We start from the raw sequence: 15,395 nt of genomic DNA on the forward strand, positions 1-15,395 counted from the left end.
AAGGAAAGGGTGTATATTTTCTTTAAACAGATAGTTGTCCCGAACCGATAATAACGGATTTTCCACCTACTTTAACTCTCTTTATATCGGGGTTGGCATGGATGGAAATATCAATATGACTTGGTCGTTGAATTTCAAACCCTTGTTCACTCCTAATGAAGTAGTTCTCTTGATCAATCGCCTGAATTGCACCATACTTCACTAAGTAGGCTCCTAATGGACCGCTTGCTGCTCCTGTTGCCGGGTCCTCGGCTATCCCCATTGCAGGGGCAAACATTCGGCTGTGTACAGAAGAATGCGGTGCTTCTGTTTCCAATGAAAAAGTAAAAATATGCATTGTATTTTGGTTAGTACTAAAATATTGATCCCATATATCTGTACGAAAGCGAATGTTCTTTATGGATGAGATGGAAGAGACGGGAATAAATAAAAAGGGTACACCTGATGAAACTGTTTGTATAGGTAAGGTAGTGTGTAATTCCTTAACAGAAAGTGATAACAGCTTGGCTGCCATTTGGGTGTCTACGAATTTATCGCCAAAATTGGGTAAAGGTTGTTCCATTTCAACTTTCGTTATTTGGCCATCCTTCTTCCATACAGTTACAGGGACATCCCCAATTCCTTCTTCAAAGATCCATTGGTTTTCACCTTCTATTGTTTCTATTATGTTGGTCTTTGCTAATACATACGCTGCTCCAATCGTTGGGTGTCCGGCCATGGGCAGTTCTACTTTCGGCGTGAATATTTTTAATCGTGCTATCTTATCATTATTATTTGGTGGAAGGATAAAAACAGTTTCAGATAAGTTTAGTTCTCGTGCAATTTTTTGCATGGTCTCTTCGTTTAACATAGTAGTACCATGAAAAACGGCTAATTGGTTACCACCAAATGGTTTGTTTGTAAATACATCGACTAACGTATAATGTAATGTTTTCATTTTTGTCCTCCTATATCGTTATTATGGAACTAGTTGACTATTGGGAAAGGGACTTTTCTTATTTTCTTCTTTGCTTTCTTCTGTTATATAAAAATATCCTCCTATAATTAGAACGATGAACAAAACAGTCCATTTCTTTTTTTTCATTTGAATCCCTCCTCATTTTTATCATATGACGCAGCTTTTCATTAATCAAATGAATGTTTATAATAGTTAATATGAATATAATTAATGTAAGGAGGTTTATTATTATGACATTGCTTCAATATGAGATTTTTCATGCGGTCATTGATTTAGGAAGCTTTACGAAAGCAGGTGATAAGCTTGGGCTAACACAATCAGCCATTAGTCATGCTATAAGAGGATTAGAAGATGAATTTAACCTTACTTTAATAAAACGGGGAAGAAATGGAGTGGCGTTAACATCAGAAGGAAAGGTAATCATTGAATTTACAAGACAAATACTCAATCTTCAAGAAAAAATGAAGCAGGAAGCTGGTCGGTTAAATGGACTTGAGGTTGGAACTGTTAGAATTGGTACGTTTCCTAGTGTGTCTGCCTATTTACTACCTATATTGATAGAAAAATTTCATTCTGCTTACCCTCATATTCACCTTGAATTTTATGAGGGCGGGTACCAGGAGCTTAGAAAGATGCTTGTAGAAAATATAATTGATGTTAGTTTTCTCAATAGGGATGAATCAGAGAAGCTTGACTTTATTCCTTTATTTGAGGATCATCTTTATGTCATTTTTTCTAAAAGCCACCCATTAGCAAATGAAGAAGTGGTTAGTGTGAAGGAAATTGCGAATGACCCTTTTATTATGCCGAAAGCAGGGTGCGATTTTTTGGTTAAGAAATTATTGAGGAATAATCATATTTCGCCAAATATCTTTTGCGAGATTTCCGATAATCAGACAATTATAGAGATGGTACAAAAAAACTTGGGTGTAAGTATTGTTCCTAAAATGGTAGTACAAAAAAGCAATCATGATGAACTATCAACGGTACCGTTACATGAGGAATGTTACCGAACTATTGGTCTAGCCTTGCCGAGCGTGAACGATATGTCTCCAGCGGTTTCTGCTTTTATCAATGTAACGAACTCTTTGATTGACAAAGATAATATTAGAGTATGACTGTAAGGTCGTAAATGTTGGTTAGGAATAAAGTTCGATCAACAAACCTTAAAATTATTACCAACAAAAGGAAGTCATTTTGAAAATACATTAATCAAAATGACTTTTTTTCTTGAAGATTAACTACTTGTTTTTGTAAAAAATCTATCACTTTCAATCATGATTTTCGACAATGCTTATGCTGAAGGCTCGATTCGAGATAATTTTTATTATACTCTTTCCTAAAACACCAGTAACTTTGGATAGCTTTATTCACAAATGATTAGTTAATATGATAAATTTAATCTTTAACACATTCAAAATAATATTTTCCCTTTGATAAATCCTGTATATCCATTTTAACGGTTCCACCATTCTCATAGCATTTTGTAGTGATATCATTTAGCTCTCTACTGATGAAATAACCATTAGATAAAGTGAATATTAAGACAACTATTAATGCTAAATCTAGAAATCAATATCCCACTTATTACATGCTTGCTGTTTAAAATTCTCAAATAATCCTTCATTTTTAATTAAATATATTTTTTAAAAATTCTATTATCCAAAATTCCTGCCCGTTTGCTTAAGACCAATTATTTCAAAACCACTCTATTCTTATAACAACATCTTTAACATAATAAAAAGGCGATGTTAGATCATCTCGCTCTTTTCTAGAATTAATCATGTCTTTAAAACGATTCACTAACTTATTAAACATTACCTCTTACTTGATTTTAACGAATGAATGCCATTTCTCTTTCAGCAAGCGCATCCTCTAACCATCGCGGATGCATTTTCAATAAATCTTGTGGTAGGTTTTGTTGATCAAAAAATTTAAGTTCAAGTGATTCATCTGAGTTACATCTAAGTTCTCCACCTGTAATTTCAGCAAGGAAACAGGTAGTTATAAAATGTATTACTTCACCATTTGGGTAAACAAACACTTGTGAATTAGGGTCAGAGTATACACCAATCAGCTTTTTAATTCTTATACGTAAATTGGTTTCTTCTTTTACTTCTCTGATAGCTGCTTCAGAAACTGTTTCTCCTATTTCTATATGTCCTGAAGGAATACCCCAGAGCCCTACATCAGCTCTTTTCTGCAACAAAACTTTATTCTCTTCATTCAAAATGATAACGGCAACACCAGCTTTCAATTCATCAATTCTCTTCATACAATAAATCCTCCTTAAAAATAAAAAAGTCCGAAAGAAAAGATCTCAACGCATAACAAATACGCTGAACCTTTCCCCTCGGACCTTTTATGTCAATAGGTGCCTTTTACTTATGTAAAAGATGTAGCCCTCGGTCACTGACCTAAATAGCGGAACCCTAGCTACAATTTTCCAGTTCATAAACAATTATTATATTTTTTAATACACTTTAATATTCTACAACTAAAACTTTAAAAATAAAAGGGGTGATCTTGAATACCCCTTAGCTTAATAATCGTTGTTAAATTAAATGGCCCTAAAATAAAAAATGACGCTTACCTAATTTTCAGATTAACGCACGATTGCCGAAAATTTGAAATCGACATAAAACGTATTGTTTTCTTTAGTTAAGCCTGAGTTAGTTGAACAAAAAATTATTTACTATAATCCGTTATCTTTAAAGGTCGTCTAAGATAGTCCATTTTCAACATAATTTCTAATGTACTAGTCATATTATCCAATGTTAGTTTAAAAAAATGTAAATTTCAACAAATCAACGAGCCTTTTATTTTATTGAAAGTAAGTGGTACTCTGAATAATCAAAGGGAATGTCTCAAAAAATTGAGATATTCCCTTTTTTAATTAGTATTATTGTGGGTTTAAAATAAAAGTAAAAGCATTTCAAGAAACTTGAATCCACTAATAAAAAAGGAACTATTTCCGAGGGTGTTCTAGAACCAATCTTCTAAGAATTGCTACTTTCAGTTAATAGTGGTTTGTCAGGTAATCTAGATGTTATGAAAAAGGCACCTATGACAAGTATTCCTGTTGAAAATAAAGCAAACCGAAGTGCTTCTAATTGAGCAATTACATAATTGTCAACTATTGCATCAATTAATTCACCCTCAACGTCAGATTGATTGAGGATTGTCTCAAGTTGTTCTCCAGAGATAAAAGTTATACCACTAGCTAATCTAACTTCAATGGCTTGTTCAACATGGGTAGAAATGCGTTCATCATCTGCTATTTCTGAGGCAAAACTATTTGCAAGACTACTGATGACAGTCGCTCCAATAATTGCTGTGCCTAACGCTGTGCCTAGTTGCATTCCAGCATTTCCTAAAGCTCCTACTTCACTTCTGTCCCTATCACCGACGGCTGACTGTGTTAAGTTACCAAGAACTGATGCCATTAGTCCGATTCCAACACCTAACAGCGCCATTGCTAACGCAAACCCAGTACTCTTCAAAGTTGGTTCTATTGTTGAGAGAAGTACAAATATTCCTAATAATAGAATCCCTAAAGAAATTCGGATAATCTGTTTAGGCGAATACCTGTTCACCAATATTGAGCCAGTCATTGAGGCCAATAGCAACGTAATGGATATAGGCAACACACGAAGGCCTGTACTAAAAGCATCTAATCCTATGGTCAACTGTAAATATAGAGGTATGGAAAAAAATACTCCTGCAAGAATTATGTTTTGTATAAGTGACATTGCAAGACCACTACTAAGTGATGAATTTTCTAATAACCTTAAATGGAACAGTGGATCCTGATTCCGACTTTCACGACGTTTTTGCCATTTCACAAACCAATAAAGTATTAACATTCCAATTAAGACAACAAAAGGTGTTAAAGAAAATCCTAAAGGCTCGACTGGTGAATTTCTTGGTAATATCATTCCCCATTCACTTGACTTAAGGGAACCATACACTACCAACCCTAGACCAAATCCACTTAGAATCGCTCCTACCCAGTCTATTTCGAGATGCTTATTCTGTTTAGCTACATTATTGATCAACTTCAACCCAAGAAGAATGGCAATTGAAATAATCACCTCAGAGGCAAAGACAAGTCGCCAAGATAAATTCGACGTAACCCATCCACCTACTATTGGTCCTAACGCTACCCCAACTCCAGCGATGCCGCCAACTAGCCCAAAGGCTGTCGCCCTGTCTCTGCCTTTATAGTTACTCGCGAGCAATGCAGCCAATGCAGGAAGTACAAGAGATGCACCAATTCCTTCTAATATTGACCACCCAAAAATCAGTACTGGTACTGTTTGTGATATGGCTGTAACTCCGGAACCAACGGCATATATAGCCATCCCAATGCCAAATGTCTTGCGTCTCCCGAACACATCACCTAACTTACCACCTGTTATCATAAATGCTGCCATAATAAGAGCGTAAAACGTAATGGCTATCTGAATTTGCGTTACATCAGTTTTAAAATCTACTACAAGTTGGGAGATAGCTACATTCATGACCGATGTATCCAGCACCATAAGGAATTGAGCTGCTCCGAGTACAATCAATGGTAACCATTTCTTCATTATCTGTATCTCCTTAAAACGTAGGTTGTAGTAATATTTTATCTTTATATAATATTCCTTATTCTATTCATAGATGATTTCATCATTTTGAATCTACCGTAACGATATTATCATTAGGCTTTTCCATTCTACTTGACTAATTTTTTATTATGTTTATCAGAAAGGTTGTTCTTATTAATATTAAAAAACCACTATGTTACGATACTTAATAATAAGATTCCAAATTATCCTAAATGAATAACTGGAGGAATATGTGCTAGCAGTTCTAGCCACGTTTTCAACAACAAACCCAATAATTAATAGCACTAGCTCAATAATCAAAATACCTATAATTGCTTCTTTAACAAATTGTAACTAATCGTTGATAAAGGAAGAAAAGTGTCTCTTTAAAATTAAGATTGATCAAAAACACGTCACAAACCTTACTATTATTGCTCATAAAAAGAATCCATTTTGAAAAAAGATTGATCAAAATGGATTCTTCAAGATTTAATGTGAATTTTTTTTAAAAAAGTTCGATGATTTTCTACCTTTGTTATTGGACAATCGCATCCAATAGTTGAATACTCGAATTCGAGATAGAAGGATATTACCAATACCTCCAATGTCATCTATTATTAATGAACATAAAAGATCACCACCCACAACAAAAAAATCAAAGACTTTCAAATTATTCATTCCTCTCTTTAGAAACTATCTCGTCCACTTCCTTAAACCGATGAATATAGATGAAATGGTGAGAAATTTTAACCATTCTGTGATATTATTCCTTAAGGGCGTAGTGATTAAGAACATACTAGTACAAACTTCGTTTGTGAGCGATTACACTGCAATCCAATCTTTTCGCCTATCCTTGAATGTCAAATCATCATTCTACTGAATGGGTGAATGATCTAATCGTGAGCAGATCAAATACTTAGTTTTAAAGGGGAAATCCAGTTCAGATATAACTAAAAGGCTTTGAACAAGCAAATAAAGAAATGAATAGACTGAGAAAACCAAAAAAATAAAGAGTAAAAACAAACAGATAAAACGGTATAAATGAATGGAATTATAAAATACCTTTGGATAATTTGATTGGAGAACAAACAAATTATTATCAACTTATGTAAATTCTATTTTTTTACCCATAGATATTAATTCAGGAGGATTTTGTAGTGACGATTGAGAAAGTAATTGAAGTATATAAAGGGTTTGAAAAGATTTATGAAGCACCAATTGTGATAATTTCTGAGATATTATGTATAATAATTTTAATTTCATTTATTATTCATTTAATAAAAGATAGAAAGTCTTTTTCTTTTCTTGGATCTATTATTAGAGGTTTTTTTCTCGTTTTCATACTTTCTATAATGAGTTTTTTATTTGTTACTATTGTAGAATATGATTTTTCAATGAGTGAAAATCAATGGGAAGAAAATTATGTAACTCCTTATATTAATTCACTACCAGAACAAAAATACAATGTAAAAGATTTTTCACAATTATTAAATGAAAATAAAGGGATTTATTCTATTTATCTAGATTCCTTAACTAAACCCACATGGGTAAGTGTGGAAGTGTTGGATGATGATGGAAAATATAAAGAAATTACTGTTCAAACTATTTTTAAGAAAGAATCTATTGATACACCATATCTAACATATAAAAAGATTGAAAAAGATATTTCAAATAAATATAATGCAAACGTATTTTATGAAACAGTTTTACATATTCCAAAAGAATATAAAATCTTGGTTCCGTCAAATTAACTTAATTTTTCAGAGATAACAATGACCAGCAAACTAAATAGATTGTTGGTCATTGTTATTATATCAATTGGTACTGTTGTTGCTTTAGAATAAAGTATTTATCTAGGAAGTTATAGTATAGGTTATAAAAAGTTTGATCATTATTGTAATCCTTATTCCACAAAAGCGCCCGATTGCCGAGTAACTTATATTTAAAGTTACAGATTGAATTATCAAGATTGATTTAACTTACTATTAAAACATTCCTCACATATAAATTTACCTTCATTTCTTAAATATGTCTTAATTTCTGTGAAACCTTTTCGTTTAGGATAACGCATTTTCACAAAAACAACGTCATCCCCTTTTATTTCTTTTTCACAAAAATTACATTTTGGTTTATCCCACAACACTATAACTTCACATCAATAATTCTTTCTTACCCACCTATACGAAAAACTCTTATATAAAGTTTCCTATTAATCCTATTAATTATTTGAAGTAACCTGTTCTAAATTAATGAGATTATAGAAAAATACACCTCAGACAGTTGAGCCTTATTCATTTCTTGCGCCCTTATGTGGAATAAGGAATTTTCTCTCTTGCTCTATAAAAATATTCTCATCTATTATTACTTCGAGACAACCATCATTACCGTTAAAACAGATTTCAATAAGCTTAAATGATTCAACTCCATCAAAAGGGTTGTTCATTTAACTGAGAAGAGTGTTTTGTCAATTTACTTACTACTTAATATTCTATTTAATTACTTACTTTCTTCCTCTCAAAACCTAAATATCGGCTCCCTTGAAAGGTTAACATGCCATTGTCATTTTCAGAAAGTAAACCGTACTCCTTACCGGAAATTTGGAACTCTGAACGGTCCTCACTTTCGAACTCGAAAGTAACAAAGTAATTTGTATAAGTGCCGTGACGATGTTCACTTGACCTTCTGGAAACATTTTCTCTTTTAGATTTAACAATCGCTGGTACACTCAGTTTTGGAGACTGCTCATTTTTTCTCCACTGAGCAACCCCTTTAAAAACTGAAAATATAATACTACCGAAAACTATTACAAAAATAATACCAATAAAAATAGGAACAATAAGAAACATTAGATCCCCTATAAAAAATGCATCAGACATGTAAATATTCCTTTCGCTTCTTAATTTAATGATTTAAAAGTAAAATAAGACATGGTATCAGAAAAATCCCTAATAATTATTTCAAAATTATCTATATTGCACAAGGTTTTTTATTTCATAACACCCATTCATAAGAAAGGGGCTTTTCTATTACAGAAAAGCTCCCATTTGCTGAAGACTCGAATTCGAGATATCAATAAAGATTAAGTTAATTAACATCATTATAGAAGCAAATATTTTTGAAAGCACATTACTCCCCCTTTATTACACAATACTGCTCGATAGCAAAACAAGCGTTTCTGGTTGTTTTCAGAAACGCCATTCGTTAGTTATATTGTTTCCCATCTTTATTGTACTCTCTTTTCTTGATATAGAAGATAATACTTGTACTAATCATACCTATTATATAAGATATTTTCGGGTCGTTAATGAATTATCCTGTAGTTAATCGAATGACTAAGAGAATCATTCCCTTTCTAATAATTCCATACCTTACTAAACAATCTGCCCCATTTGTTGTTTAAATGGATTTATTCGTAAAGTTCCTATTTTAATTAATTAGATTTTTTACAATCAAGTCTTGAGCTAAATAAAAAATTAGCCACCCTGCGATTCCCATACCTAATGAAGCAAATAAATTTATGGAATGTTTCAGAGAAACTCCTATGATTAGCAACATCACAACTGTTCCAGGAATCCCCCACACAACACTAATTGCAAACTTACTCAATTTGTCCATTTGTTCCCCCTGTGTATATAGCCATATAATACTTAAAAGGCTTACGATCGGTAAGGCAGCAATGATTCCACCTTGTTGAGGAAATCTTCGGGAAATTTCTGTAATAACGCCTATTATAATAGCCGAAATAATAACCTTAACGATTGTGAACATCCTTTGCTCGCTCCTTTAATAATGTAAATGCCTCTAATATACGGTGCCTTTCTTCATCGTTCATTCGTTCGAATAGAACTTGTTTCAGTTTTTCTTCATCTAGACTCGAATGACGGTGTAATACTTCATTCCCTAAATCAGAAAGCCTCAGAATAACCTTACGCTCATCCTTGCTGCTGCGGATTTTAAATAAATAATTTTTTTTCAACAAGCGTTTAATATGCTCAGAAGCTGTGTTATGAGACACCTGAATGGCTTCCGCAATTTCTTTAATCCCTACTTCTCCCTCTTTTTGAATAACTTGTAGAATACGTATGCTTTGGTGAGTAATTTTTTCTTGATGGTTATAACGTAATTGGTAGTAAATGTCAGTCCAAAGATGATTTAAAAATGCAATTTCTCTAATCATTATTGCCCTCCTTATATCGTAATTCAAGAATATATCTTATAATACGATATAATTAACTATATAGCAACTTGTCTTTCACTAAACTGTTCCTTTAGCTTAATACCAATTATTTCAAAACCACTTAAACCTTACAACAATTTATACAAACATAATAAAAACGCGATGTTACAACATCGCGCCCGATAGCAGGAGACTCGAATTCAAGATAATCTTAAAAGAGATTAATAAATTTACATTAAAACCTCATCTTGATGTTTTGCACCAGAACCATCTACATTGGTAACTCCTAAGGTACTTTAGTCAGTGCCGGTAGAACCTTCTAAATCTAATATACAACGATCAGCATCAACTACAGTAGCTTCTACGGTTATTTGAGTCACTTTTTTACCCACCAGTGTAACAGCTTGGTTTACCTCATTCGGAACAAACTCGATATCTTCAAAAATATCCCCATTTTGACTTTCCAAGGTAATCCTGGCCTCACAAGCATCAGATTGTTCTCCAAGAGAATTGAAATTTGCTGTTATGCTAACAGGTTGAGGTTCTACATCTTTATAAACAACATTTGATGGATCATTTGATGTTAGAGCTATATCCATACTAAAATTATCGTTAGGTTGTTGTTCATTAAAACCGAACCCAAAAATTAACGCTAGGACTATCCCAAGGAGTAACAATGCTCCAAGCAAGAAAATAGCAATCCATATAAGCCAGGATGATTTTTGTTTATGGTATTCACTCAATTTTCACACCCCCAAACCAATCGAATACAGTTAGTGTATTCATGTAACACTTCTGGCGTGCTAGTGAAGAATTTTATGGTTCAAAACTTTGTGAACATTGGAATTTTTTTAACCAATAATTTAGAGAGAAACATGATAAAAGGGAATACCACCATTTATTCCCTTTGAAATTGTTGGCATCGAGATCTTCTATATCTAAATTTCCATTACCGAACGCACGGTTAAAGAAAACATCATTGTCGTTAGAACTGTTCGATAACAAAATACGATCATTACTATTCTCATTAATGGTATTCCCTTTCACCATGTTGCTATTGCTTTTACTAATATAATATCTCTTGGATCGGCTGCATCGACTGCACCTTGAATCGTGGCAAAATCATTGGGCACCACGATGGTTTTTTCGTTATAATTATTATCGGCATTTCTTTCTTCAAAACCACAGTAAAAGTAAGTTAAAATGTGCAGTTTCAGAATATGTTAGGAGTAATTATCATCGCATTAATAATTATTTTCTATGGCATTTTCCTGAGACAACGGATTCATTTCAGTTGATGAAATTTTCTGGATGAAGAACCGTTTATACATTTTTTCTAAAATGCCAGCTAAATATCTAGGTTTCTTCCTTTAGTGTAAACCATACCTTCTTTACTTTACCTATTGGATTTCCTGTTTTAATGCCACTTGTTCGTTATAGTACTTACCTTAATTTTAAAACCCTTATTGACCATATGGTCAATAAGGGTTTATAATATTTATAAATGACCAACTGGTCAATGAAGGAGGGAACCGTGTGAGTGTGATTGAGATTAATCATTTGACGAAGTTTTATGGAAAGAGTCGTGGGATTGAAGACATTACATTTTCAGTTAAAGAAGGTGAAATCTTCGGCTTTATTGGTCCGAACGGTGCCGGAAAAAGTACAACAATTCGTACGATGATGAACTTTATTTATCCGTCATCTGGAAGCGTTTCTATTCTCGGGCATGATAGTGTAAAGGAATCAAAGGAAATTCGAAAAAAAGTAGGGTATTTACCATCTGAGGTACATTATTATGATGATTTAAAAGCAGGAGAGTTATTGAAATATTCTGCTGGATTTTATAAAGGTAACCAAACCAATCGGATTGAGGAACTTGCGGAGAGACTTGACTTAGATTTGAATAGAAAAATTGAGGATTTATCTTTCGGAAATAAGAAGAAGGTCGGAATTATTCAAGCGATGCTTCATAAGCCCAAGCTTTTGATCTTGGATGAACCAACTTCAGGGTTAGACCCTTTAATGCAAAACATCTTCTTTGATTTACTTAAAGGAATGCGAGAAAGTGGTACGACCATTTTTTTCTCTTCTCATTACCTTGGAGAAGTACAAAAGCTTTGCGATCGAGTTGCGATTATTAAAGACGGGAAACTGATAAAAGTTGAAAGTATAGAAGATTTACGTAATAACAAGTTTAAAAATGTTACGGTTCTTTTAAATGACGACGATACGTATGATCCTCAATTCGAGGGGGTCATTCAAAAGGAGAAGAGTTCACATAGTGTGAAATTTCTGTATAGCGGTAATACGCATTTGTTACTTGAAGAGCTACAGAAAGTACCGTTTAGAGATATTTTAATTGAAGAGCCATCTTTGGAAGAAGTATTTATGCACTATTATGAAAAGGCTTAAGGAGGGGGCAAAGGATGATTTATAAACGGGAAGTCCTAAAATCACAAAAGTCTCTTTGGATTTGGGTAATTGCTTTAGGTGGTTTAATTTTGTTAATGCTTAGTATTTATCCAGAGTTTGCAAAACAACAAGATAGTATAGATCAAATGATGGAAGCCTACCCAGAGGCAATGATTAAAGCATTCAATATGGATCAATTTGATTTTTCAACGGCACTCAGTTTTTATGCCATTGAAGGCTATTTGTTTGTAACACTCTTTGGTAGCATTTATGTTGCCATTATGGCAGCTAATATGTTGGTTAAGGAAGAGGGAGATAAGACTATTGAATTCCTTCTCTCAAAACCTGTTACAAGGTCGAGAATTGTGTCGGAAAAATTATTAGCCGTTTTTACAAATATTGTTATATTTAATATTGCCATAGCGGTAATTAATTTTATTGGGTTTAAAATAGCTGGTGATCAATCAGTAGATGCAAAAACCTTTGCTATTATTACACTAGGACCTTTTCTGCTTCATTTAACATTTGCTGGTCTTGCCTTTATGGCATCAAGCTTTTTTAGAAAAAACCGAATGGTAGTGTCATTTTCCCTTGGGCTAGTCTTGCTTACGTACTTTCTTGATATCGTGCAGGGGGTTTCTGACAAGCTAGAAAACTTAAAATATATTACGCCATTTGAATATGTCGATCCAGCATACCTTATTCAAAATTTAGAGATAAAACCGTTGTATTTGGCTATAATGTTAGTGATAATAGTTCTTAGCACAATTGTTGCTTATGTGATTTATCATAAAAAAGACATTACAGTCTGACAAAGATGGTGTTAATTTGAATTCGGCTTTTAATAATTTACCTGAAGAAAAAAGGAATAGAATCATTCAAATATGTATTGAGGAATTTGCTGAGCATGGTTATATGAATGCATCTACTAATACGATTACGAGCCGCGCGGAAATTTCAAAAGGGATTTTATTTCATTATTTTAAGAATAAGAAAAGTCTATATCTGTATATGTTAGAATATTCGATTGATATTCTAGCTGAGAAAGTATTTAGTGTCTTTCATTCTCTTCAAAATCGTCAAATGGACTTTTTTGAAAGTATTAAAATCTCTGTTCTAAAGAAAATGGAACTAGCTACGTTATATCCAAATGAAAATAAACTAATTATGATGGCAACGTATCAACTTCCTGTTTCTATAAAAGAGGACGTCTTACAGTTAATCATGAAAAAAAGGGAAGTATTGGAGCCAATGAGTACGGAGTATATTTATCATTCTCTTCGAGAAGATATGCTTGTCGATGGTCTTTCCCGAGAAAAAGCAATCGAAATGATAAATGCGCTTTTTGAATTTCTTGGTGTAAAGTATGGAAAAATCTATAAAGGTGAGCCTGAGGAATTAATAAAGAACCAACATTTATTAATGGAAGACTTAAATATCTACACTAAAGTTTTAAAATACGGACTTTATAGTCCTTCAAAAAATTCCGAGAAAGAGTAAAGAGAGACGGTATTTTAGTAAGTGAGGAGAGAAGGTCAAGTTTGGAAGTACCCTTCGTACAGTGGATTCACTCTTAAAATCATTAAACCTCTGTAGGTGAACGAAAATCAAAGAAACAGCCAATCGTTTTTATATGGATTGGTTGTTTTTCTATCAACTTTTTTGCATTACAGCAGAACTTATATTGGAACAATTACATGCCTATGAAAAAGTTATTACTAACGCAGAAGTCATGTAGGTCATTTTGGTAATATCTATATATCTTTTCAGCGTTAGTCTAAGTGTACGCATTAATAAGAATTTATTTTCTACCTCATTCGTTATTATTTCATAATAAATGGAGTTGGGCCAAACCCTAAAATGGTTTGGCTTTAGTTAATAGAAAGTACAAATTTTTCAGGGATATTTAAAAAATAATTGATAAAAAGTGCAACCAAACCACCTTTTATTTCGTTAAATAAATGGGAGCTTTTAATCATTAGCAGTAGTGGTATTATATCTTTCTTCTTCTCGAGTAGAAGCTGTTATTTCTATACTGAATGAATTTTGAGCTGAATAATCAATATAGTTGTTTATCCCTAGAGAAAAAACTAAATGACGACCAATTATAGACTATATTGATGAGGGATGATCAGGATAGAAAGAATATAAGACGGTGAAGTACAAGAATAGTGGATGAATTCAGTTTTACTTGATGTTTACTTTTTTTTGAAGGATTTTATGAAATTTGGCGTAGTTCCCACATACTCTATTAAATTGCATGTATTTCAATTACAATAGCTTTTAATGGAGAACCTTATTATGAGGATGAAATGAATGGAGGAAGAAATCTTGTTTGAACATCATAAAAAAGTAGTAAATGCCTTAACAAAACAGTTTATCGATGACCCTAACATTTTAGCATTATTAATTGGTGGATCAGTAGCAAAAGGTTATGCGAGTGAAAATTCTGATGTGGATATCATGCTTGTGACAACAGATGAGGAATTTGAGAAAAGAAAAGCAAAGAACGACCTTTTTTACTGGTCAGATGATGTATGTGAGTATGAGGGTGGGTTTGTAGATGGAAAAATTACTAGTCTTTCCTTTTTAAGAGATGTTGCCGATAAAGGGAGTGAACCTGCTCGGTTTGCTTTTCAAGATGCAATTATTGCCTTTTCTAAAAAAACAGAAATTGAAACTTTGCTGCAAAAGATTACAGCCTATCCTGAAGAGGAACAAAAGGAAAAGATAGAAAAGTTCTTTGTTCAATTTGAGGCAGCGAGGTGGTATGTAGGGGAAGCTGAAAAAAGAAATGATCAATATTTAATGATGCATACAGTATCTTCCCTTGTATTGTTTGGTGGAAGATTAATATTAGCACATAACAAAGTGTTTTATCCGTATCATAAGTGGTTTATGCGTGTACTTGAAGACGTGGAAAATAAGCCAGATCAGTTTATGGAATTAACGAAGAAGTTGCTTTCTTCACCAAATAAACAAAATGCGGAAGCATTTTGTCAAAGCATCCTTCAGTTTGCAGATTGGCCTGAAATAAAAGAAGGCTGGCCTAATCGATTTCTAACAGAAACTGAATGGAGTTGGATGGACGGTCGTACCCCTGTGACCGATTTATAAAAAAACCGCCGATGGTTCTGCACCCCAAAAGTTAGAGTTAAAAACTAATTTTTGGGGTGTTTTTGTATGGCAAAATATAGTGACGATTTAAAATTAACCATTGTTAAAGAATATCTAGAAGGACCAATGGGATTTA

At 33.1% G+C, this 15,395-nt stretch carries 15 protein-coding genes; 6 read left to right on the plus strand and 9 right to left on the minus strand.

Translation table 11 applies throughout. The features are described from left to right. Nucleotides 1-22: 22 nt before the first annotated feature. Together WAK64_RS11630 and WAK64_RS11635 are read right to left on the minus strand one after the other, a co-directional pair. Nucleotides 23-937 carry a PhzF family phenazine biosynthesis protein gene (locus WAK64_RS11630; protein ID WP_336587143.1) on the minus strand — a complete coding sequence of 305 codons (915 nt, stop codon included), beginning with the start codon at nucleotides 935-937 and terminating at the stop codon, nucleotides 23-25. Between the two features lie 21 nt (nucleotides 938-958). Next, nucleotides 959-1,084: a hypothetical protein gene (locus WAK64_RS11635; RefSeq protein WP_336587144.1), complete on the minus strand. Its 126-nt coding sequence runs from the start codon at nucleotides 1,082-1,084 to the stop codon at nucleotides 959-961. 104 nt (nucleotides 1,085-1,188) lie between these two features. Here WAK64_RS11635 and WAK64_RS11640 point away from each other — a divergent pair, with 104 nt between their 5' ends. Then, nucleotides 1,189-2,076 carry a LysR family transcriptional regulator gene (locus WAK64_RS11640; RefSeq protein ID WP_336587145.1) on the plus strand — a complete coding sequence of 296 codons (888 nt, stop codon included), beginning with the start codon at nucleotides 1,189-1,191 and terminating at the stop codon, nucleotides 2,074-2,076. 716 nt (nucleotides 2,077-2,792) lie between these two features. Here WAK64_RS11640 and WAK64_RS11645 read toward each other — a convergent pair. Then, entirely contained in the window at nucleotides 2,793-3,233 is a 441-nt protein-coding gene (locus WAK64_RS11645; protein ID WP_336587146.1) for an NUDIX domain-containing protein, read from the minus strand. A 724-nt stretch (nucleotides 3,234-3,957) separates the two neighbouring features. Then, on the minus strand, nucleotides 3,958-5,550 hold the full coding sequence (locus tag WAK64_RS11650; RefSeq protein ID WP_336587147.1) for an MFS transporter: 1,593 nt from the start codon (nucleotides 5,548-5,550) through the stop codon (nucleotides 3,958-3,960). Between the two features lie 1,157 nt (nucleotides 5,551-6,707). Here WAK64_RS11650 and WAK64_RS11655 point away from each other — a divergent pair. After that, the gene (locus WAK64_RS11655; protein WP_336587148.1) at nucleotides 6,708-7,301 is read left to right on the plus strand and encodes a hypothetical protein; all 594 of its coding nucleotides are present in this window, start codon (nucleotides 6,708-6,710) and stop codon (nucleotides 7,299-7,301) included. Nucleotides 7,302-7,513: 212 nt separating this feature from the next. Here the strand turns inward: WAK64_RS11655 and WAK64_RS11660 are convergent, their stop codons facing one another. From WAK64_RS11660 to WAK64_RS11680, 5 genes are all read right to left on the minus strand, one after another. After that, entirely contained in the window at nucleotides 7,514-7,690 is a 177-nt protein-coding gene (locus tag WAK64_RS11660; RefSeq protein WP_419465935.1) for a Fe3+ hydroxamate ABC transporter substrate-binding protein, read from the minus strand. A 352-nt stretch (nucleotides 7,691-8,042) separates the two neighbouring features. After that, nucleotides 8,043-8,396, minus strand: coding sequence for a DUF2500 domain-containing protein (locus WAK64_RS11665; RefSeq protein ID WP_336587149.1), 354 nt, complete (start codon nucleotides 8,394-8,396; stop codon nucleotides 8,043-8,045). A gap of 580 nt (nucleotides 8,397-8,976) precedes the next feature. Further along, a complete protein-coding gene (locus WAK64_RS11670; protein ID WP_336587150.1) occupies nucleotides 8,977-9,318 on the minus strand; it encodes a DUF3147 family protein in 342 nt (113 codons plus the stop codon). After that, entirely contained in the window at nucleotides 9,302-9,727 is a 426-nt protein-coding gene (locus WAK64_RS11675; RefSeq protein WP_336587151.1) for a MarR family winged helix-turn-helix transcriptional regulator, read from the minus strand. The genes WAK64_RS11670 and WAK64_RS11675 overlap by 17 nt, the downstream gene beginning before the upstream one ends. A gap of 296 nt (nucleotides 9,728-10,023) precedes the next feature. Next, on the minus strand, nucleotides 10,024-10,470 hold the full coding sequence (locus WAK64_RS11680; protein WP_336587152.1) for a hypothetical protein: 447 nt from the start codon (nucleotides 10,468-10,470) through the stop codon (nucleotides 10,024-10,026). 793 nt (nucleotides 10,471-11,263) lie between these two features. Between WAK64_RS11680 and WAK64_RS11685 the strand changes: the two genes are divergently transcribed. The 4 genes from WAK64_RS11685 (at nucleotide 11,264) to WAK64_RS11700 (ending at nucleotide 15,259) form a co-directional block, all read left to right on the plus strand. Continuing rightward, nucleotides 11,264-12,142 (plus strand): ABC transporter ATP-binding protein, encoded by an 879-nt coding sequence (locus tag WAK64_RS11685; protein WP_336587153.1) that lies wholly within the window; start codon nucleotides 11,264-11,266, stop codon nucleotides 12,140-12,142. A 14-nt stretch (nucleotides 12,143-12,156) separates the two neighbouring features. After that, on the plus strand, nucleotides 12,157-12,954 hold the full coding sequence (locus WAK64_RS11690; protein ID WP_336587154.1) for an ABC transporter permease subunit: 798 nt from the start codon (nucleotides 12,157-12,159) through the stop codon (nucleotides 12,952-12,954). Nucleotides 12,955-12,970: 16 nt separating this feature from the next. Then, nucleotides 12,971-13,642, plus strand: a complete 672-nt coding sequence (locus tag WAK64_RS11695) for a TetR/AcrR family transcriptional regulator (protein ID WP_336587155.1) — start codon at nucleotides 12,971-12,973, stop codon at nucleotides 13,640-13,642. An 816-nt stretch (nucleotides 13,643-14,458) separates the two neighbouring features. After that, nucleotides 14,459-15,259 carry a nucleotidyltransferase domain-containing protein gene (locus WAK64_RS11700; protein WP_336587156.1) on the plus strand — a complete coding sequence of 267 codons (801 nt, stop codon included), beginning with the start codon at nucleotides 14,459-14,461 and terminating at the stop codon, nucleotides 15,257-15,259. Nucleotides 15,260-15,395: the final 136 nt, after the last annotated feature.

The sequence above is a fragment of the Bacillus spongiae genome, assembly GCF_037120725.1.
Taxonomy (GTDB): Bacteria; Bacillota; Bacilli; order Bacillales; family Bacillaceae_K; genus Bacillus_CI; species Bacillus_CI spongiae.

Coding starts and splice junctions, on each gene's coding strand:
- WAK64_RS11630 (WP_336587143.1), bottom strand. CDS start 937: ATGAAAACATTACATTATACGTTAGTCGATGTATTTACAAACAAACCA.
- WAK64_RS11635 (WP_336587144.1), bottom strand. CDS start 1,084: ATGAAAAAAAAGAAATGGACTGTTTTGTTCATCGTTCTAATTATAGGA.
- WAK64_RS11640 (WP_336587145.1), top strand. CDS start 1,189: ATGACATTGCTTCAATATGAGATTTTTCATGCGGTCATTGATTTAGGA.
- WAK64_RS11645 (WP_336587146.1), bottom strand. CDS start 3,233: ATGAAGAGAATTGATGAATTGAAAGCTGGTGTTGCCGTTATCATTTTG.
- WAK64_RS11650 (WP_336587147.1), bottom strand. CDS start 5,550: ATGAAGAAATGGTTACCATTGATTGTACTCGGAGCAGCTCAATTCCTT.
- WAK64_RS11665 (WP_336587149.1), bottom strand. CDS start 8,396: ATGTTTCTTATTGTTCCTATTTTTATTGGTATTATTTTTGTAATAGTT.
- WAK64_RS11670 (WP_336587150.1), bottom strand. CDS start 9,318: ATGTTCACAATCGTTAAGGTTATTATTTCGGCTATTATAATAGGCGTT.
- WAK64_RS11675 (WP_336587151.1), bottom strand. CDS start 9,727: ATGATTAGAGAAATTGCATTTTTAAATCATCTTTGGACTGACATTTAC.
- WAK64_RS11690 (WP_336587154.1), top strand. CDS start 12,157: ATGATTTATAAACGGGAAGTCCTAAAATCACAAAAGTCTCTTTGGATT.
- WAK64_RS11700 (WP_336587156.1), top strand. CDS start 14,459: ATGGAGGAAGAAATCTTGTTTGAACATCATAAAAAAGTAGTAAATGCC.